Origin of the sequence: Lentzea sp. HUAS TT2 (assembly GCF_051853195.1) — a bacterium.
Classification (GTDB): Bacteria; Actinomycetota; Actinomycetes; order Mycobacteriales; family Pseudonocardiaceae; genus Lentzea.
Genome location: NZ_CP196667.1, coordinates 9,002,019 through 9,023,680, shown reverse-complemented (window position 1 = coordinate 9,023,680; position 21,662 = coordinate 9,002,019). Strand labels below are relative to the sequence as shown.

The window sequence follows — 21,662 nt, the reverse complement described above, 5'->3', positions numbered from 1 at the left end:
GAGCCAGGAGTGGTGTTGCGGATATCGACCAGGCGCGTGCTCGCGGATGACGTCTACGAGCAGATCCGCGCGCTGATCATGAGCGACGGCATCGCGCCGGGCGCCCGCGTGAACATAGACGAGCTCGCGCGTCAGCTGGACGTGTCCCCAACGCCGGTCCGGGAGGCCTTGGCACGCCTCGAGTCCGAGGAACTGGTCAGCAGGCTCCCGTTGCGCGGTTACAGCGTGACGGACCTGCTGAACCGCAAGCAGGTCGACGACCTCTACGCCCTGCGCCTGCTGCTGGAACCGCCCTCGGCGGCTCTGGCGGCGGGGCGCATGACGCCCGAGTTCGCCGAACTCATCGAGGAGGAGCTCGCGACGTGCCCGGCGGCTCCCGCCGATGACGCTTATGACGACTACAAGAACCTCACCGCGCACGACCAGCGACTGCACGAGCTGATTCTGCGGATTGCGGGCAATGACGCGGTATTGCAGTCCTTTTCGAAGACCCACTGCCATCTGCACCTGTTCCGGCTGAATTTCCAGCAACCGTTCGGGGTGCAGACCATCACCGAGCACCGCGCGATCGTGGACGCGCTGGTCGCGAGGGACGAGGCGGGGGCCAGCGCGGCGATGACGGCGCACCTGGAGATCGCCCGGACCAGGCTGCTGGACCGGATGTAGGCGGAACCACCGCGCTCACTGGTATCACCCCCGAAACCGCTCGGACACCCGGGAAACGCGGCCTGACCAGCAAGATCACCTTGGTCGGCAAAACCTTAAAGGCATTTAAAAACAACAAGGTCCTGTTCGCTTTGAACCCCGTTCGTGACCTCCCCGTAGTCATCGGTACAACACCGTTCGACCCCCCGAGGAGACACAGAATGGGCGCTCGACACCGCAAGCCCGCCATGATCGGCGCGGGCGCCGTGCTGGCGGTCGCCGCTGTCGCCGGTGGCATCTTCGCCTTCAGCGGCACCAACTCGAACGCGGCGGAGGACTGCGGCGGTCTCGACACCGCCCTGCAGAACAACCTGACCTTCATCGCCGGCCAGCAGGCGAACCCCGACGCCCAGTCGGACGCCCGCATCGCGAACCGGCAGGCCGTGATCAACCTCATCAACCAGCGGCGTGCGGCCGCCGGTTGTGGCAACAACGTCCAGGCGAAGCCCGAGGCAGGGCAGGCCGCCACGTCCGGTGAGGACTGTGGCGGGCTCGACAAGGCGTTGCAGAACAACCTGAGCTTCATCGCGGGCCAGAAGTCCGCCCCGGACTCGCAGTCCGAGGCGCGCATCGCGAACAGGCAGGCCGTGGTCGACCTCATCCAGCAGCGACGCAAGGCGGCGGGCTGCAAGGGTGACGGTGGTGCGGCGAACGCCGGCCAGGGCAACACCGGCAACCAGGGCCAGGCGACGGCACCGGCCCAGCAGCCCACCCAGCCCGCCCAGCAGCCCGATGCCAACCAGGGCAACAACAACGGCGGCGGCGCCACGGGCCAGCAGGTCTGCAACGGCTCGACCGTGACGCTGTCCGGCGAGGGCGGCGCGCCCGCCGCGTCGAGTGGCACGTTCCCGATCGGCACCACGCTGAAGGTGACGAACCTCGACAACAACAAGTCCACGACCGTCAAGGTGGCGTCGGTGTCCGGCAGCTGCGCGCTGTTGAACAACGCGGCCTTCGAACAGGTCCGTGAGCCGGGCAAGTTCCTGATCCGCAACGCGCGGATCGAGAAGATCGGCTGATCTGTCCACATCGGACGGCACGAGGCCGGGTGTTCCCGTCAAGGCGCGGGGGAACACCCGGCCTCGTGCCGTGTCACGGGGAATATCCACCGGTGAGGATCCCGGTGTGGTCAGGAACCCGCCCGGGGTGAGACCTTGGTCTTCGTGACAGAGAAAGCAACGGCACCATCTGTCCTGCGGAACACGGCGTTCGTGCGGCTGTGGACCGGCACGACCGTGTCGGGCCTCGCGATGTGGGCGCTGCCCTTCGTACTGGGCCTCGCCGTGCTCGAACGCTCGATCACCGCCGTCGAGCTCGGCGTCGTCCTCGCCACCAGAACCGTCGGCTTCCTGCTGGCGGTCCCCGTGGCCGGTGTGCTCGCCGACCGCCACGCGCGACGCAAGGTCATCTTCTGGTCGTGCCTCACCGGCGCCGTCATGACCCCCGTGATCGCGCTCGGCATGGGCAGGTCGCTGCTGCTCATGGCCGCCGCGGCCGCGATCGTCGGTGCCGGTCAGGGCGGCTGCCGGCCCGCGTTCCAGGCGATGGTGGCCGAGGTGGTGCCCGAGTCGCAGCGGCAGCAGGCCAACGCCGCGACCACCGTCGCCATCAGGGTGACCACGCTGGCCGCCCCGAGCCTCACCGCCCTCGCCGCGCTCCTCGTCGGCGCCAGGACGCTGCTGATCGTCACCGCCGTGCTCTGGCTGGTCGCCGCACTCGTGATCCCCCAGGGTGCCAAGGCGCCGGACCGCACCACCGCCCACGCCAGCTTCGCGGCGGAGTTCCTCGAAGGCCTGAACGAGGCGCGCCGCCACCCGTGGCTGCTCGCCGGACTCGGCGCGCTGACCACGATGGTCGCCTTCGGCTACTCCGCCACGGCCGTCCTGCTGCCGGTCGTGAGCCGCGACCGCTTCGACACGGAGGCGGTGCTGGCGGCCGGCACGACCGCGTACACCCTCGGCGCGCTGGCCGGGGCCGCGCTGATCGGCCGCTGGCGCCCGAGGACGCCCGGATGGGCCGCACTGGCCGGACTGGCCTGCTACGGACTGGTCCCGCTGGCGTTGCTGCTGCCGGTGCACTGGGTCGTGCTGGTCGCGGTGTACGTCGTGGCCGGTGTTGGGATCGAGCTGTTCAACGTCCCGTGGTTCACCGCGGTCCAGCGGGAGGTCGAGCCGGGCAAGCTCGCCCGCGTCTCCTCGCTCGACTTCCTGCTCTCGTTCGGCCTCGCGCCCGTCGGCCTGGCCTTCATCGCACCGGCCGTCGACCACTTCGGGGCCGGGATCGTGCTGGGCGCCTGCGCGTTCATCTGCTTCGCCGCCCCCGCTGCCGCCGCACTGGTCCCGAGCTCCAGGAGGTTCACCAGGTCCAGCTGAAGCCGCGCACCCCCGGCTGCACGTCCAGGGCGACGTCCAGCAGCGTGTGGCGGGGAGCGACGGTCGAACCGTCCGCGAGCTGGGTGACGGAGGACGGCACGTCGCCCTCGAACGTCACCTCCAGCACGTACTCCCGCGTCGGCAGCCGGAACTTGCGCTCGTAGTTCGTGGCGGGCGGGCACGGGTCCTGGTTCACCAGCTCGTGCTCGATCACGACGCTCTCCCCCTTGCGCAGCGGCCGTTCGAACAGCAGCTCCGCGACCAGCAACCCCTCGGCGGGCTCCCGCACGACCTGCCCGACCGTGCAGTTCTTCAGGGCGTTGACCAGCGGCAACGGCCGGTCGTGCTCGTCGATGTGCATGATCACGACCCAGCGGTCCGGCCCGGTCATCGACGCCGAGAGCACCTGCCGCGACCGGAAGACCCGCTCGGTGCGGTCCGCCCCGATCGTCACGAAGTCCTGCTGGCTCACCCGCAGCAGCTGGTCGTCCCACTGCGTGTCCAGGTCGTTCAGCGCGTGCTCGACGGGGGAGGGGGCCGGCCAGAACGCCGACATCGGCGCCGGGGCGTGCCGCAGCCACCGCCCGCGCGGGCGAGGCGGCCCCAGCAGCTCCGAGAGGTGGCCCGGCGGCAGCTGCAGGATGTGTTCGAGGTGGACGACGGCCTGCAGCGACTTCTGCCGCTCCGGCCGGCTGCGCCCGGTCTGCCAGTAGCTCAGCGTCGCCATCGAGACGGACACGCCGTTCTGCGAGAGGTGCTCGCGCAGGCGCTCCAGACCGAGACCACGATTCGTGATCGCCGTCCGGAGCGCCTCCGCGAACTCGTCCACGCTGGTCACGCTAATGCATCTGCGCGTCCGGCTGCAGCCCTCCCGGAGGCTGGTAGGCCCGGTAGGTGACCTGCCGTCCGTCCATCACCATCTCGACCTCGACGGTGTCGGGGAACGGCGGGCCCATCGGCCGCAGCAGCACCGGCGCGCGGCCTGCCTGGTGGATCCGGATGTTGACGCCCTGCTGCGTCGCGATCAGGTGTCCGAGCAGGTCACGCGCGTTGCCGGCACCGTTGTTCTCGGCGGCGTCCGGCTTCATGTGCCAGTTGGTGTGCTCCACCAGCGCACCGGACAGGTGCCCGTTGTGCATCGGCCTGCCGACGGTGAACTCGGCCACGGCCTTGCTCACCGCCTGGTGGGTCGCCGCCAGGCTGACGACCTGCTGGCGCAGCGTCACCGGGTCGACGCCGCGGGCCTGGCCCACAACGGCGTACAGGCCGTTGGTGCTGACCGGCGGGATGGGCTGGCGGACCAGCACGTCCTCGTGGAGGAACCGCAGCTGCCGCTGCGTGGCGCTCACGTGGTCGGACGCCACCAGCCCGTGGGCCGCGACGACCTTCTGGTCCTTCTGGATGCCCGCCTGCATCTGCTCGAACGGCGCGGGCATCGGTGCGGACACCGCCGGGTTCATCCGGTTCTTCTGCGGCGCGCCGAGCTGCGTCTTCATCTTGGCCGGCGGGTTCCACGTGTTCGTGGTCTGCCCGGCGGCAGGCGGCAGGAACGGCTCCACGACCGGGAGCGGGTCGGTGGCGAGGCGCTCGCGCTCGTCGGCGAACTTCGTGCCCTTCTTGGCCGGCTTGCCGTCGAGGAACCGCTCCGACACGTTCGGCAGCGCGGTGTGCGACTGCGGCAGCTTGCCGTCCTTGATCAGCCCGTAGGCGATCCTGGACAGGTCGGTGCCGGTGTCACCCGCCACGAAGTCGGTCGTGAACGCCTGGCCGCGCACGGGGTGCCGGTTGTTCTGGACGTCCACCCTGGCCCGTTCGGTGGCGGCGGCCATGTCGGCCGCGTCCGCCGGGGTGTGCAGCTTCGCGAGCTCCGCCGCGTAGAAGCGGTTGAGCGACTGGCCGAGCTGTCCGAACTCCGCCTGGCCCTCGCCGAACCGCACGCTCGGCTCCGCCAGCGGCACGAGGCCGTCGACGAACAGGTTCGGCTCCGGCGTGTACGGCAGCAGCGGGTGGATGCCCTGCTGGGTCCTGCGGGCGTGCATGTCCGCGTCGATCACGTGCGTGAACCGCTCGTGGAAGTCCGGCTCTGCCAGCTTCGCCCGCAGCGCCTCCTTCTGCGCGTCCGAGGTCTTCGAGTCGCCGTTGATGCGCTCGAGCACGTCGGCGTGCAGCTGCTCGGGGCTGACGGCGACCCGGTAGCCGCCGCCGATCATCAGCGGCCGCAGCGGTGCCGCGATGTCGGGACCGTCGGCGGGACCGACCTCCTCGGCGTTCGTGAGCCGGGCGACGTGGTCGAAGACGTGCCCGCCCTCGCGGGTCGTCCTGTCACCCGCGTCGAAGTCCATGACCGCGACGTACGGGTGCGTCCCGGTGGCCGCCAGCGCGGTCACCGCGAACACGTGCGCGTCGCTGTCCAGCGTCGCGTTGCGGGTCTCGCCGAACTTGAAGCCCTTGGGCCCGTGCGGGACGCTCACCAGCGCGACCGGTTCCGTGCGGCCGTTGACCGACGGGGTCGCGGCGGCGATGGCGGCGTCGATCTCCGCCTGCGTCGCGCCGTTCACGCCGAGCACGAACGCCACGCGGCCGTCCATGTCCTGCGTGCCGGCCATGACGCCGTTGATCACATTGTCGAGCTGGCCGAGCTCGCTCGCCCGCACGATCATGCTGACCACGAACGAAGGCTTCTCGTTGGCGTCGATGCTCTGCTGCGTGCGCTGCAGGTAGTTCTCCGCGGTGATCTGCGTGAGCTCGTGGCCCTGGGCCAGGTGCTCGTAGGCCGCGTTGTGCACGCCGTTCTCGTTGAACGGGGCGGCGTCCTGTGCCTGCTCCTGGTCGGCCATCTCGACCTCGTTGTCCTCGATGGACAGTTCGGCGAGTTCCTCGCGGGTCCGCTTGATCGCGTCCCCTGCCGGGTCGGCGTCCAGGTGCTCGTTGCCGCGCTTGGGCATCTGCGGCGCGGGCAGGTCAGCGTGCTCCTCGACGGCGGGCTGCGGCCGGTTGTGCGACTGCAGCGCCTCCATCCTGCTCTGGACCAGCATCAGGTGGCGCGGCTTGAGCCGGGCGTCGGCCTTGTCGATGCCCTGGGTCATGGGGGAGTTGTCGTTGACGACGCGGCCCCTGCCGTCCTGGTGCTGGAAGATCGGCTTCACGTCGCCGGTCTCCAGGTACTCGTCGCGCAGCCCGAGGAAGTGCCCGACCTCGTGCGCGAGGCGCCGCGAGTCGGTGTCCACGGGCCAGCTGAGCTGGTTGGCCCTGCCGCCGGCGGCCGCGACCTCGACGGTGGCGTGCGCGTCGGCGGGGTTGTCCGTGAACTCGACCGTGACGTGGAACTGCTCACCGCTGGGCAGCTTGTAGCCCTGGTTGTACAGCTCCTCGACGCCCGCGCGGGTGCGGTCCTGAACCGCCGCGTCGCCGCCGTTGAGGTGCAGCCGCACGGTGAAGTCGCGCACCGGCACGCCGTCCACGTCCAGGACGCGGTTGTCGTAGGCGATCGGGCCGCGCCAGGCCCGCATGGTGATGCCGTGCGGGCCGACCTTGGTGTTGTCGAGGACACCGCCGTCCTCACCGCGCACCCAGCTGGAGGCCGGGGTCGTGGCGCGGGCGTCCGCGACGGCCTGCGAGGACACGGGGCTCCGCGGGTCGAACCACGGAGCGTTCGTGTCGGTGCTGTGCAACGGACTCGGGTCGGCCGGCGGCCGGTGGGACACCGGCGCGTCCTTCGGGGGAGAGGACGGCGCAGGGTCGTCGTCGACCATGCCGTCGCCCTGCAGCTTCGTCTTGAGCTCGGCGATCTTCGCGTCGTCCAGGGTCACGCCCAGCGCCTCGGCGAGCGCGGCCCGGTTGTCCTCGACGGCCTCGGTGAACGCCCGCGGGCTGAGCATGCCCTCGTCGATCAGCATCGAGTTGGTCAGCACCTGGTGCACCCACAGCGACTGGCTGTAGGAGTCGGGACCGTAGACCTTCAGATCGGCGATCGAGTCGGCCAGCGGCGGCGCGCCGATGGCGTCCACGAGAGCGGTCCGCTGCGCCATGTTGAACGCCCGGTTGTAGCCCTTCTCGTGGTTGAAGACGCGCTCGGCGACCTTGCCGGGGTCCGCCGTGAACGTGGGGCTGTTCTCGACGGTGCTCCACAGCTGGTGCGACCAGGCGCCGAACTTCCCGTGGTCCGCGTCGTCGGCGAACATGTCGAGCTGCTCGGTCTCGATCACCGGCCGCCCGAACCGGTCGTTGAACGCCGTCGTGACGGCCTCCAGACCGTGCTGGTCGATCAGCGCGGCGACCTCGGCCGACCGGGTGTGCAGCACCACCGAGGCGCGCAGCAGGTCCATTCCGGACTCGTGGTCGAGGTACCGCCGCGGGTTCCCCTCGAGCTCGGCCTTCACCTGCAGCATCAACGGGGTGGCGTGGTCCATCGCGTCGGTCGTCAACGCGTCGAGCGCGGTGTAGGCCTCGCTGCGGACGGTGGGCGCCGACGGCGGCACGGGCTCGTTGGCCGCCGGCGGGTCCTCGTCGACCATGCCGTTTTCCTGCAGCTCGGTCCTGAGCTCGGTGATCTTCGCGTCGGTGAGGTCGAGGCCCATGGCGTCACCGAGGACGGCCCGGTTGGCGGTGACGGCGTTGGTGAACGCGTCGGGGCTCACGCTCTCGGCCGGCAGGATCCCGGCCTGGCCGAGCACCTGCGCCACCCAGAACGCCCGGCTGGTCGTGTCGGTGGCACCCGGCGGGGTGACGCCGACGACGTCGCTGAGCTGGGGAGCGCCGGTGATGTCGGCGACGGCCGCGTCCTGCGCGAAGTTGTAGCCGCGGTTGTAGCCCTTGTCGTGGTTGAAGAGGTCCGCGACCTTGCCGACGTCCGCGCCCAGCGTGGGCCCGGTGTTGATCGTGGACCACATCTGGTGGGCCCACTCGGTGTACTTGGCGCGGCTCTCCGGTGTGGCGAGGTTGCCGAACTCCTGGATCTGGACGGTCTCGAGGACCGGCCGCGCGAACGCCTTGTTCAGCGACTTCGACACCGCGTCGGCGCCGTGCTGTTCGATCAGCGCGCCGATCTGGTCCGCCCTGGTGTCGAGCAGGACAGAGGCGTGCAGCAGGTGCCTGCCGGCCTCGGACTGCACGAACCTGCCAGGATCGGCCACCAGCGCCGCATCGACCGCGTGCGCGAAGGCCGGGGCGTTTTGCCACGCGTCCGCGGTCAGCGAGTCGATCGCGGCGTCCACCTCGGGCACCGTCGTGATGGTCAGGTCGGTCTCGTTCGCTGTTGCGTCCGTGGACGTGGACGCGGCAGGAGCCGAGGGCGGGACCGGCTCGTGCACCGAGCGCGAGCTCTCCGGCTCGGTCCAGGTGCTCGCGGGAGCCGGCTCCGGCTCGTCGATCATCCCGTTTTCCCGCAACGCGGTCGTGAGCGCCGCGATCTTCGCGTCGTCGAGCTCGACGCCCAGTGCCGCACCGAGCTCGGCCCGGTGGGCGGCGACCGCGTCCGTGAACACGTCGGCGGTCACGCTGCCCTCGGGCAGGACCTCCGCGTCGCCGAGCACCTTCTGCACCCAGAACGCCTGGTTGTCCGTGCCGGGACCGAACTGCGGCGTACCCGCGATCGTGTCGGCCAGCGGCGGGGCGCCGACCATGTCCGTGAGCGCCTTCTCCTGGGCGAAGTTCGTGCCCCGGTTGTAGCCCTTCTCGTGGTTGAAGACGTCGGAGGCGAGCTTGGCCGGGTTGGAGGTGTACGACGGCGTGTTGTTCACCGTCTCCCACAGCTGGTGGGCCCACGCGTTGAACGCCATCCGGCTGTCCGGAGTGGACAGATCACCGAACTGGCGCAGCTGCGCGCCCTCGATGACCGGCCGGCCGAACTCCTTGTTGAACGCCTTCGAGACCGCCTCGACGCCGTGGCGCTGGATCATCGTGGCGATGTCGTCGGTCCTGGTGTCGAGCACGACCGACGCCCGCAGCAGGTCCAGGCCCGCCTCGTGGTCGAGGTAGGTGGCGTGGTCCGACCGCAGTGCGGTCTCCACGTCCCTCGCGAGCGGCGAGGCGTTCTGCATCGCGTCCGCCGTCAGCGCCTTGAGGTGGCTCTCGACCACCACGCCCGGGACGCTCGTCGGTGCCTGGGTCTCCGCACTGCCTTCGGCCGGGGTCTGGGTGGCCGGGGCGTTCGGCGGTGCCGGACGGGTCTCCGCGTCCCTGCTCGACGACGCCTCGGCGGGCGGGGTCGGAGGCAGCGGCTTGGACAGGTCCGGCCCCGGCGGGGGCGGCGGGGGAGCGGACGACGTGGTGGTGTTCGCGGGCGGGTTGTTGAAGTCGGCGATCCGGTCGTCGACGACCGCCTTGCGGTCCCACCACTCCTGCTGCTTGCCGTCCGCGGTCCGGCGCGCGTCGTCGAGCTTCGTCTCCGCGTCCTTGACCAGTGCTTCCTGCGTCGCGCGGTCGGCGGCGAGCTTGGCGACCGCCTGGTCGTGCAGCGTCCGCGCGTCGGTACGGGCCGTCTCCGCCTGGGCGACGACCTGCTGCTGCGCGACGAGCTCTGCCTTGCGGTCCGCGGCTGCCGTTTCCAGGTCGGGCAGTGCGGCGTTCGCCTCGTTGAGCCGCTGCTGGGCCTCGTTCATCGCCTTCGTCGCGGCGTCGAACTCACCCTCCGCCTTCCGCAGCGCGGTCTCGGCGTCGGTGTGGGCCTGACGTGCGGTGTCGATCTGTCCCTGCAGGCCTGGAGTGCCGGCCGCCTGGCTCTCGAGCCGCCGCAGCGTCTGCGCCTTGGTCTCGACGTCCGACCTGGCGTCGTCGATCTCGAACTGCTTGCCCATGGCCACGGTCCCGAGACCGTCGACCTTGGTGGACAGCTCGGTGATCGCCTCGGACGTGCGGGCGGCCTGGTCCGCGGCCGTCTGCGCCCTGGTCTGCAGCGCCGGGATCTTGGCCTGCTCGTCCAGGTGCGTCTGGATCGCGTTGTTGTAGCCGATCTGGACAGAGGTGAAGTCCGAGTCGTTCTTGGCGAGCGCGGCGGCCGAGGAGTTGATCACCTGCTGGGCGTCGTGCCGCTTGGCGTCGACGTCGACCTCGGCGGTGCGCCAGGCGTCCGCCGCGGCCTTCACGGCGGCCTGGGCGTCCGTCAGCGCCTGGCTGAAGTTCTGGCCCAGCACGGCCTGAGCGTCCGCCGCCGGCATCCGGACGGCGGCCGAGTTCGGCACCGACAGGTCGATGACGGACGTCTTGCCGCCGATGGTGGCGACCACGCGGTACTCGACGCCGAACTGGACGAGTCCGGTGGTGGCCTTCGGCTTGAGGTTGTTGACCTTGTTGTCGGTCTGGCCGCCGGAGTTCGCCGTGGAGTCCTCGCCGGCGTGGCGCAGCTCGACACCGCTGGTGCCGAAGGTGACGTTGTCCTTCGGGTCGGTGTTCTGCTTGACGCCCGCGCCACCGGTCGCGAGACCGACGGACACGTCACCGGTCTCGGTGACCTTCGAGTCGGTGCTGGTCGCGGTGACCTGCGACTTCGGGTTCTCCATCGCCACGCCGTCGCTGAGCGCGCCCAGCGTGGGGTCGACCAGCTTGGCGTAGACCTTGACGTCCGCGTCCTGACCGAACGTCAGCGCCGCCTCGTGCAGGCCGGGCACCGTGATCGGGCCGGACAGCATGCCCGGCAGGTGCGGCTGCAGGTTCTCCGGGCTCAGCGTGGCCAGCAGGCTGTTCAGCGCGCCCGTGCCCTTGCCGGTCAGGCCCTTGCCCGCACCCGCTTCCTCGAGCGCCTTGACCGCCGCCTCGCGCAGGTCCTTGGCACCGCGCAGGTTCTCCACCGACGCGCCCGGCTTCAGGGTGGCCGGATCGCCCTCCCGCTGCCAGTCCGCGGCGGCCTGGGGCGTGCCCTGGGAGGCCGGCTGCGGGGTCTGGGTCGAGTGGTGGGGCAGCGGCGGGAGCCCGCCGTCGACCTTGACCTTCTGGTTGTCCGCGTGCAGGCGGACGGTCATCTCCTGCGGGCCGCTGGGCGCGGTCGCGATGACCTTGTTCCCCTTCTCCACGACGAGCTCGAACTCGATCGGCACGGTGTAGCGCGCCGCCGGTCCGCTGCCCGCGCGGAAGCTGCCCCACTGGTCGGTCGTCGACGTCGAGACCGAGCTGCTCTTCGAGCCGCCGATGTTCGCCGCCGCCATCACACCGGCGGTGCCGGACACGTTCGGGTTCGCGCTGCCGGGAGCCGCGAGCCCCGGCGCCTTGAGACCGAGGCCCCAGCCGGTGCCGCGGCCCTGGCCGTCGGTGACCTTGTGAGAGCCGGAGATGGTCGACTCCATCTCGATGCCGTCGTTGACGACCTCCTGGAACGCCGGCGTGCCCGCCTTCGCCCGCAGGGTGACCTGGAAGGAGTCCTTGCCGAACGTGCCGGGCTGGTGCACCAGCAGCGGCACACCGCCGTCCAGGGCGCTGTCGATCATCGACTTGACGCTGGCCGGCGAGCTGAAGTCGACCAGGCGCTGCAGGTTGCTCATCGAGTCCTGGAGCACCGAGCCGGGCAGCAGCGGGCTGCCGAAGCGCTTCGCGGTCTTCGTGTCGAGCTGGTTCGACAGGTCGGTGACCACACCGGACAAGTCCGGCACGGCCTCCACGACGGACAGGCCGAGCGCGCTCGAGTCGCCCTTGCCCACGGTCGCGGGCGGCGCCATCTTCGGGAAGTCGGGCTTGGGGACGTTCGGCTGCACGTCCGGCAGCAGACCCATGTCCCGCGCCACGTCCTCGGTCACGCGGACGAACACGGACTGGGGCAGGCTGACCGTCGCGCCCTCCGCCCTCGGCGTGCCGCCGTGCAGGAAGTTCCCCGCCCGGCTCTCGCCGACCACGGTGACGTCGGCGTCGAGCTGCACCAGCACGGTGCGGCTACCCGCGGGCGTCACGTGGTTGCGGTCGTGGCTGCCGCCGATCTCGGTCGCCTTCGACTTCGAGTCCGACCACGGCGTGATCTTGCCGGCCGCCGCGACACCACCGGCGCCGCTGGTGGGCGTGGGCTCACCGGCGGGCGGAGCGGGGTCGTTCGGCTTGATCGGCACGTTGATGCCGCCGGTGATGTCGACCGACCTGTTCGTGGACGACGACTGGCTCGCCTTGTAGCCGCCGGTGTAGGCGTTCTCGGTCGCCGTGTTGTCCGAAATGGACACCAGCTTCGCGTTGCCCAGCTTGAACGAGACCCCGATCGCGCCCGTGCGGTCGGTGACCCGGCGGTCGTACTTGAAGCCCTGCTCCTGCATGCCGGTCTCGGTCAGCTTGCGCAGGTTCGCCTTGATGTTCTCCGGGGAGAACATCTTGTCGATCTGCGCACGGGACGCGGTGCCGGGCACCGTCAGCGCGGAGTCGCCGTTCGCCGCGCGGTTGAGCGCGTCGATCGCCTGGTCGCGCAGCGCCGTCGTGTTGGCCACGGCCTCCACGTGCAGGAAGTCCGGCGACTTCTCCTTCGGCTTGCTGAGGAGGTCCTTGACCGACGGCGCGTCCTTCAGGGTCCGCGACTCGGGCTTGCCCGGCTCGAAACCCTTGCCGGGGTCGGAGTCGAGCGTCGAGCTGTCCGACACCCAGAGGTTGACCTCGCCCTTGATCGGCTTCAGGTCCGCGTCACCGGTGCCGGTCCTCGCGACCGTGGTCTGCTCCGGCGAGTGGAAACCGGGGGCGCCGGGCACGATCCGCCGCACCCAGGCCCGCGGCCGGGTGAACGTCGTGATCTCGACCTCGAACTCCACGTCGCCGCGGAACACCTGGGCGTTCGGGCTGCCGACGTTGAGGGAGGTGCTGTTGACCGTCGGACCGGCCGAGGTCTTGTCGGTCCACGAGTGGTTGTACTTCGCGCCGAACTGCGGCGTGGGCGTGAGCTTCGCGAGCTTGGTCTCGCTGGGGATCACGACCTTGCCCTCGACACCGCCGCTCCAGCCCTTGGTGGTGCTGGTGGAGCTGTCGAGCTTCGGACCGGTCGACGACGCGTCCCGGATGTTGCGCGCGTCGGCCTGGCCGAGGTGCTTCGGGTCGGTCAGCTTCGCCTTGACGGTGATGTTGACGTAGGTGTTGGAGGACGTGCCGCTGTTCTTCAGCTGCACCTGGACGCCGGGACCCATCAGGCTGTCCATGTTGGTCTTCAGCGCCGCGGGGGAGAGCTGCGAGGTCAGCCTGCGCTGGTTCGCGAGCTGCTCGGCGACGTCCGCGAAGCCCTTGCCCTTGCTGCTGCGCGGGTTCGCGTTGGGGTCGTTCCAGCTCGGCAGGAACTTGCCGAAGCCGGGCAGTGCCCGCAGCGACTCCTCGACCTGCGTCTGGACCTCCGCCGCCACCTCGAACTCGCCGACCTTGGCGCTGCCCGCGGCGATCGCGTCGGCCATGTAGGGCGGCGGGAACTTCTGGCCCTTGGTGGACTCGTCGACGATGTTGTTGCGCGTGCCGTCCGGCGTCGGCAGGCCGAGCTGGCCCGCCTCGGGCAGGCCGAGCCGCATGTACGTGGTGACCGGGACCTTGACGTTCTCGCCGCGCGGGGTGCGGACGTCGACGATGGCGGTGACCTTGTACAGACCGGTCTCGCCCTTGAGCTGGATGCCGCTCTTGTGCGCGGTGTTGGTGCCCGCGTTGACGCTCTCCGCGACGCGCGCGGAGTAGCCCACGGTGGCGCCGACCTGGCCGCCGACCACGTTGGGCAGCCCGGTGTTGAACCCGAGCCCCGCGTTGAGGTCGCCACCGGACTTCGTCGTCGAGGACACACCACTGCTGTGCGCCGAGGTGTCGTGCAGGCGCAGCTGTCCGGTGCCGAGCGTGCCGACCAGCTGGGCGGTCTGCAGCGTGGCCGTCATCTGCACCGCGGCGCCCTTGCTGGCGTGCGGGCTGATGAGGTCCGGCGACGTCACGTACGCGCCGCCGAGCATCGCGCCGAGGTTGTTGCGGATCTCGGTGGGGCTCAGGAAGTTCAGCAGCGCCTCACGGCCGGGCGAGCCGACCTTGACGATCGACGGGTGCAGGTTGCGCGCCACGTCGTCGAACGCCTTCTGCGGGTTGTCGACCGACACCGTCTCGGGCGCGGGGTGCTCGAGCTTGGTGCCCCACTTGCCGTCCGTGGGGGTCTTCACGTCGGACGTGTTGCCGGACGCGGTGATCACCGCGAGGTCGTTCGGGATCTGCAGCGTCACGTCGGTCCCGGTGGTGACCGGGTCGAGGTTCGTGACGGTGCCGTCGGCCTTGGTGAGCGTGATGTCGTAGGACACGTTCACCTTGGCCGTCGTCGAGCCCTCACCGGCGCGGATGATCCGCTGGTCGGTGAGCGACGACGACATGCCCTGCGACTGCGCGGGCGTGGCGAGCTGCGCCTTGCCGCCCAGCGAGCCGTACGGGCCGAACCCGCCGGTGGCCGAGGCCGCGCCGCCGATGTCGTTGGCCGTGGCGACGGTGTGCGTCGCCGAGGACGTGTTGCCCGACTGCGCGGTCGCGTCGACCTTGACGCCGGGGGCGTCCACCGGGGCGACGTCCGTCTGCGCCTGCATGGTGGCGCGGACGTTCGCCTCGTACCAGTTGTTGCCGATCTTGACCTGGAAGTTGCGGCCGTTGTCCAGGAACGACTCGAAGTCGCCCTTGATCGCCTGCTGGATGCGGGCGGCGTCCTCGGGCTTCAGGTTCGTGATGGCGCCCGTGACGTTCTCGGCGCCGTTCACGTCCGTCGGCGCGATCGTGCCCAGCGCCTTGTTCTCCTGGAAGAAGCCCGGCAGGTTCTGCGCGTCCGGCATGACCTGGCCGACCGCCGGCGGCGCCAGCCTGGCCATGGGGATGACCGGGTTGGGCGGCGGCGGGGCCGGACGCGTCTCGACCTCGGGTGCGGGCGGTGCCGCGCGGTGTGACGGGCCCGCGTCCGGGTTGTGCGGGCTGAACGTCGACTTGCCGTTCGGGTTCGGCGTCCTGTCGATGTGCAGCTCAGGCCCGAACTTCGGTTCCTTCCACCTCTTCGCCTTGGCCTTGTCCGCGTCGGTCGAGTGCTCGAGGACCTCCGGCTTGAGGTCGTAGAACGGGTCGACGGTCGTGGTGCCGTCCGGGCCGTGGACGGTGATCGGACGGTTGAGCTTCGTCGCGAGCAGCTTGACGGCGAGTTCCTCCGCCTTGGCCGCCTTGACGTTGTCGGCGGCCTTCTGCGCCGCGTCCGCCCGGTCCTGCGCGGCGCGCTCCTGCGCCGTCAGCTCGGTGCCGCTCGTGCCCGAGTTGTCGACCGGGTGCGCGGTGGTGCGCACCGGGGCCGGCTGGGGCTCGATGAGCGCGTTGACCAGGTGGCCGTTCTCCAGGCCGTGCTGCTGGCGGAACCGCGCGATCTGCGTGGTCACGCTCTCCGAGGCGATCGAGCCCTGCTGGATCGTGCTCGTCCGCAGGTCCACCGGCGACAGGACCGGGACTGCCTTGCCCTTGCCCTTGCCCTTCTTGCTCGACCCCGGCTGGTTCTGGGCCTCGGCGGTCTGCGCGGCGTGCACGGCGTTGAACACGCCGTCCGTGCGCGGGGCGCCGACGTTCGGGGCGATGCCGTGCTCCAGCATCACGAACGTCCTGGTCACGTTGCTGTCGTTGTCCGACAGCGCCATGTTCAGGACCGTGGCCATCTTCTGCTGCTTGGCCGTCGGGACGATGTGGCCGAGCTCGGCCTCGGTGCGCGGCGGGAGCGGCTGCTTCTTGCCCGTGACCGGGTGCGGGGGCAGCTCCGGTCGCGGCGGCGGGTAGCTCTTCGGGTCGTTGTCCTGTGGGGGGACGCCCATGTGCCCGTTGCCGGGGATCTCCGCGGAGATCGCGTGGTTGAGCGTGTTCTTGTTCTCCCAGCCGAGCTTCAGCGAGTCGACCCTGGACGGGTTCCAGCCGCCGGTGGACCCGGTGTGCGTGTGCTTCCCGGTGGTCTCGTCGACGCTGTACTCGTGCGTGATGACCTGCTGGGGCTCGCGCTTGTCGAACGGCTTGTTGCCGGGGTTCGGCACACCGGCCTTGGACTTCTTGTTCTGTGCCTCGCCCCGGATGTCCGCGGGCGAGGCCTCGGCCTTGGCGGCCTTGGACGCCTGCCCGAGCTCACCGCCGAAGGTCCGGTTCGGCACGGTCTTCAGGTCGACGTGCGACTGGGACCACGACTTGCCGTCGGCCTTCGCGAAGTCGAGCGCGATGCGGGACAGGTCGGTGCCCACCGCGCCGTTCACGAAGTCGGTGGAGATGGTCTGGCCGCGGTACGGGTGACGGTTGGTCTGCATGTCGACGTCGATGCCGGACTGGACGGCGACGGCGGTGACGGCGGCCTCGAACTCCGTGCCCCTGACGAACTTCTCGTTCTGCTCGATCTCGGCGTCGATCCGCGCCAGCGTCCTGAGCTGGATCTCCTCCGGCTTGCCGGGCTGAGTCCTGAGGTCCGCCTCGAGCTGGGCCTTGGCGGCCCTGAGGTCCGCGTTGAGCTCGGGTGCCGGGAGCTTGTTCTTGTGGATCTCCACCAGTTCGGCGCCGGCGAACTTGTTCATCGACTTGCCGAGGCCGTTGAACTCGGCCCCGCCGTCGCTGAACTTCACCGAAGGGTCGACCAGCGGGACGTTCGCGTCGATGAACAGGTTGGGCTCGGGCAGGTACGGCAGCAGGGGCGCCGTGTCCGACTGCCGGACCCGCGCGTCCATGTCGTCGTTCATCGCCTGCTGGAACTTCTGGACGAACGCGGCCCGGTTCTCGGGCTTGACGTAGTCCTTGGCCAGGTCCAGCTGCCGCTGCTTCTTCGGGTCCGGACCGGCGTCGAGGGCCTGCTGTTCCTTCGCGATCCGCGTCTGCACGTCCGCGATCAGCGCGTCCGCGTCGCCGACCCGGTACCCACCGGCGTACATCAGCGGGCGGATCGGGCCGGTCTCCGGCGAGTTCATCGACTCGGTGAAGTGGTTGAAGACGTCCTTGCCCGACGGGACCTGGCGCGAACCGGCGTCGAAGTCCTGAATGGACAGGTACGGGTGCGTGCCCTTGCCGTTCATCGCGCCGACGGCGAACTTCGTGGCGGCGCTCTGCATCGTCCCGTTGCGCATCGTGCCGTACGGGAAGCCCTTGCTCGGGTCGAACGGCGGCAACGGCACCAGGGCGATGGCCTCGCTCCTGGTCGCCACGTTGTTGTTGGCCTGGGCGATGTTCGCGTTCAGGTCGGCGTCGGACCCGATGGGACCGTTGACGCCGATGACGAACACCATGTTGCCCTTGAGGTCGCCGGCGTCCCTGGTGACGGCCTCGATGACCGAGTCGATCTCGCCCAGCTGGTTGTGGCCGACGATCATGTTGACCACGAACGACGGCGGCGCGTCCTGCTCGACGTTCTTCCTGAGCTGGTCGAGGTAGGTGTCCTTGGTGGGCAGCTCGACGGGGCCGTTGGCGAGGCTCGCGAACGCCGGGTTGTACGAGAAGTCGACGTTGCCCAGCGACAGGCCGGCGAAGCGGCCGGCCAGGTTGTCGAGGTCGGAGTCGTCGACGGTGTCCATGTCGACGTCGCCGTCGGCCTGGGAGTCGACCTCCATGTCCGCGCCGGAGTTGCTCGGACCGGCCTCGGCGTTGGTCCAGGTGTCGGCGGCGGGCTTCTTCTTGGTGGTCCGGTTGTCGGCCGGGGTGCCGTTGTCGCTCTCGGGGGAGCGGTCGCGCTTCTGCTTCGCGGGCCGGGTGTCGACGTCCGAGGTGGTGTCGGGACTGGTGTTCTGCGTGGGCTGGTATCCCGGGAGCGGGCCGGTGGAGTCCAGCCTGGTGTCGGGGACCATGACCTGGCTGGTCGCCGTGCGCTCGATCAGCCACAGGTGGCGCGGCCGGATGCCGGCGTCGGGCAGGTGGACGTCGGCGCCCATCATGCCGCCGTCGTTCTGGTGCACGCCGGAGTTGGTGTCGTGCTGCTGGAAGACGCGGGTCGAGTCCTTGTACTCGTCCGGGATCCCGAGGTAGTGCAGCGTTTCGTGCGCCAGGACCTCGGGGCTGGTGTCGGTGCCCCAGTGCGTCTGGTCCGGGTTGGTCGTCTTGTCGTCGACCTTGATGCTCGTGTGGGCGTCGGCCTTGTTGTCCGTGAACTCCAGGTTCAGGTGGAACTGGTCGCCGCTGGGCAGCCGGTAACCCTGGTTCAGCAGGTTGTCGACGCCGTTGTGCGCGTTCTGCTTGACCTGTGCGATGGCCTCCGGCGTCGTGTTCGCGGCAGGGTCGATGTGCACCTTGACGGTGTACTCCTGCACGAACTTGCCCGGGCTGGTCTCGATGCGGCGCAGGTCGTAGTTGATCAGGCCCTGGTAGGACTTGATGTTCGACGGCGTGCTGTTCGTGCGGACGTCGTGCACGACCTGGTCGACGGTCCGGACGTTCGCGTTCGCACGGCGGTCGGCCCAGGAGCTCGGGTCGGCCGGGTTGTTCGGAGCGGACCACTCGGCCGTCTTGGCCGGGTCGTGCCGCCACGACTCGTCGGTGAAGACGTCCTTGCCCCTGTGCGACTCCGCGGTCGGCGGGGTCATCCTCGGCGGCGCGCCACCACCCTTGATCTTCTTCGCGTCGCTCTTCGTGTCCGTGCCCGGAGCGGGAGGGGCCGTCGGTGCCGTGGCCGGCGCGGGACGGGACGAGCTCGCCTCCACGCCACCGCGGCTGGTGTCCATCACGGTGGACTCCTGCGGCCGCTGGTCGACGCCGGGGGGCGTGGTGGAGGCGGTCGTGGTCGTCGTGGCCGGCGCCGGCGGCGGGGTGTTCGCCGTGGCGTTGAACGCGTCGACCTCGTTGTCCACCTTGGCCTTGGCGTCCCACCACAGCTGCTGCTTGGCGTCCGCGTCGCGCCGGGCCGCGTCGAGCCTGGTCTCCGCGTCCGTGATCGCCTTCTGCGCGGCCGTCCGCTCGTCCACGATCTTCTGGTGCGCGTCCTGGGCGGCCGCGCGGGCGGCATCGGCCTTGGCCGCGGCCTCCTTCGGCCCCTGGAGCTCGGTGCGGGCGTCCGTGGCGGCCTGACGCTGGGCGTCGAGCTCCGCACGCGCGTCGGCGACCTGCTGCTGCGCGTCGGCCAACGCGGTGTGCGCCGCGTCGGCCTCCTGCGTGAGCCGGTCGATCTCGGTCTGCGGCGCACCGTCGGCCCAGGCGTCGCTGACCGCGTTGTCGGCCACCTGTGCGTCCTGGCTCAGCGACACGACCTGCGCGTTGAGGTCCTTGATCGTGGCGCGGGTCTGGCCCGCGTCGCTGATCGTGTCGTCGAGCGCCGTCTGGAACGGCGTGACCTCGGCCTCGGCGGCGACGTGCGCGTCGGTCGCCGTCTTCAGCTTCGCCGAAGCGTCGCTCAGCGGCTGGTCGGTCCGCGCCAGCACGGCCGCGGCCTCGTTGATCGCGTCCTGGGCGTCGTGACGGGCCTTCTCGACGTCCTTCTCCGCGGTCCGCCACTCGTCGGCCGTCTTCTTGACGTCGGCCTGGGCGTCCTTCAGCGAGTCGCCGAGCGGCTGGTTCAGCGTGGCCTCGACCTCGGTGGCGGGCATCCGCACACCGGCGGAGCCGGGCACCGACAGGTCGACGACGGAGGTCTTGCCCCCGATCGTCGCGACCACGCGGTACTCGACGTCGTACTGCACCAGGCCGGTGCGGGACGTGTCCTTGGGCTTGACGTTGCCGCCCTGGGCCTGCGCGGGACCGCCGGACACACCGGACGAGTCCTCGCCTGCGTGCCTCAGCTCGACACCGCCGGTGCCGAAGTTGACGGTGTCCGTCGGGGCGCCCTGCTTGACCGCGGCGCTGCCCTGGGCGAGTCCGACCGACACGTCGGCCGAGTCGGCCACCTTGGCCTCGCTGGAGGTCTCGGTGGTCTTCGTGTTCTGCGGGATGTCGACCTTGACGTCGTCGCTGAGCGACCCCAGCTGCGGGTTGACGAGCTTCGCGTAGACCTTGACGTCGGCGTCCTGCCCGAACGTCAGCGCGGCCTCCTTGAGGCCCGGCACGTCCAGCGGGCCCGACAGCATCGACGGCAGGTGCGGTTGCAGGTTCTCCGGGCTCAGCGTGGAGAACAGGGCGTTGAGCGAGCCCGTGCCCTTGCCGGTCAGGCCCTTGCCCGCGCCCGCGTCCGTCATCGCCTTCACCGCGGCGTCACGCAGGTCCTTGGCACCGCGCAGGTTCTCCACCGACGCGGTCGGCGGCAGCTTCGACGCACGGGTGTCCTGCTGGAACGCGGCCGTCGCCTCGGGAGTGCCGAACTCGCTGCCGCGCTTGCTCGCCGCGGACATGTACGGCTGCGGATTCCCGTGACCGGTGGTCGGCTGGGAGACCTTCTGGTTGTCCGCGTGGGTGCGGACGACCATGTCCTGCTTGTCGCTCTTGGCCTCGGCGACGACGCTGTTGCCCTTCTCCACAACGAGCTCGAACTCGATCGGCACGTTGTAGCGCGCCGACGGTCCGCTGGCCGTGCGAGAGCTGCTGAACGCCTCGGTGGTCGAGGTCGTCACGGAACTGCTGGTGCTGGAGCCGATGTTCGCGCCCGCGGCGACACCGGCGGTGCCGGAGACGTTCGGGTTCGCGCTGCCCGGCGAGGCCAGGCCGGGCGCACGCACGCCGACTCCCCAGCCGGTGCCGCGGCCGACGCCGTCGCTGTCCTTGCGGGAGCCACCGGTGCCGTGGGACATGTCGATGCCGTCGTTGACGACCTGGTCGAACTTCGGCGTGTCCGCCTTGGCCCGCAACGTGACCTGGTAGGAGTCCTTGCCGAACGTGCCCGGCTGGTGCACCAGCAGCGGCACACCGCCGTCGAGCGCACTGTCGATCATCGCCTTCACGCTGGTCGGCGAGTTGAGGTCGACGATGCGCTGCAGGTTGCTCATCGAGTCCTGCAGCACCGAGTCCGGGATCAGCGAGCCGCTGCCGAACTTCTTGGTCTTCGTGGAGAGCTGGGTCGTGAGGTCGTTGACCACACTGGACAGATCCGGCACCGACTCCACGTTGGACAGACCGAGCGCACCCGGTTCGCCCACCGCGACCGTCGACGGCGGTGCCATCGTCGGGAAGTCCGGCTTCGGCACGCTCGACTCGACCTTGGGCAGCACGCCCAGGTCACGCGCGACGTCCTCGGACACCCGCACGAACACCGACTTCGGCATGTCGACCGTGACGCCCTCGGCGTGCGGCGTGCCGCCGTACAGGAAGTTCCCGGAGCGGCTCTCGCCGACGATCGTGAACTCCGCGTCGATCTGGACCAGCACGGTCCGCGCCTCGCCCGGCGTGGTCCTGCCGCGGTCGACGTTGCCGCCGACCTCGGTGGACGTGGTCTTCGAGTCGGACCACGGCGTGAACTTGCCGGTCACCGCGGCGCCGCCGGACCCGCTCGGGTTCGTGGGCGTGCCGGCGGGCGGCGGGGTGACGTTCGGGCGCACCGGGACGTTGATGCCCGCGGTGACGTCGACGGACCGGCTGGTCGTGGACGACTCACCGGCCTTGTAACCGCCGCTGACCGAGTTGTCGGAGCCGGTGTTGTCCGAAATGGCCACGAGCTTCGCGTCGCCCAGCTTCACGGACATGCCGATGGCGCCGGAACGGTCGGTGACGCGCCGGTCGTACTTGAGGCCCTGCTCCTGCACGCCGGTCTCGATGAGCCGCTGCAGGTTCGCCTTGATGTTCTCCGGGGAGAAC

At 70.3% G+C, this 21,662-nt stretch carries 5 protein-coding genes (1 of these 5 only partly in view); 3 read left to right on the top strand and 2 right to left on the bottom strand.

Features of this window, described 5'->3' with window-relative positions; genetic code table 11:
* Window positions 1-12: 12 nt before the first annotated feature.
* The 3 genes from ACSHWB_RS42685 to ACSHWB_RS42675 all read left to right on the top strand — a co-directional run bounded on the left by ACSHWB_RS42685 (window position 13) and on the right by ACSHWB_RS42675 (window position 3,077).
* Complete coding sequence (locus ACSHWB_RS42685; protein ID WP_439659020.1) at window positions 13-666, top strand: GntR family transcriptional regulator; 654 nt, start codon at window positions 13-15, stop codon at window positions 664-666.
* A gap of 434 nt (window positions 667-1,100) precedes the next feature.
* Window positions 1,101-1,724, top strand: coding sequence for a hypothetical protein (locus ACSHWB_RS42680; RefSeq protein WP_439664771.1), 624 nt, complete (start codon window positions 1,101-1,103; stop codon window positions 1,722-1,724).
* A 144-nt stretch (window positions 1,725-1,868) separates the two neighbouring features.
* Complete coding sequence (locus tag ACSHWB_RS42675) at window positions 1,869-3,077, top strand: MFS transporter (protein WP_439659019.1); 1,209 nt, start codon at window positions 1,869-1,871, stop codon at window positions 3,075-3,077.
* Here the strand turns inward: ACSHWB_RS42675 and ACSHWB_RS42670 are convergent.
* Window positions 3,061-3,906 carry an XRE family transcriptional regulator gene (locus ACSHWB_RS42670; protein WP_439659018.1) on the bottom strand — a complete coding sequence of 282 codons (846 nt, stop codon included), beginning with the start codon at window positions 3,904-3,906 and terminating at the stop codon, window positions 3,061-3,063. The two genes, ACSHWB_RS42675 and ACSHWB_RS42670, sit on opposite strands and share 17 nt — an antisense overlap.
* A 10-nt stretch (window positions 3,907-3,916) precedes the next feature.
* A protein-coding gene (locus ACSHWB_RS42665) for a hypothetical protein (protein WP_439659017.1) crosses the window boundary here: on the bottom strand, window positions 3,917-21,662 show its 3' portion. 13,676 nt of this gene lie beyond the right edge of the window; the window shows 17,746 of its 31,422 coding nt (coding positions 13,677-31,422); its start codon lies beyond the right edge, outside the window — the gene reads right to left on this strand; the stop codon is at window positions 3,917-3,919.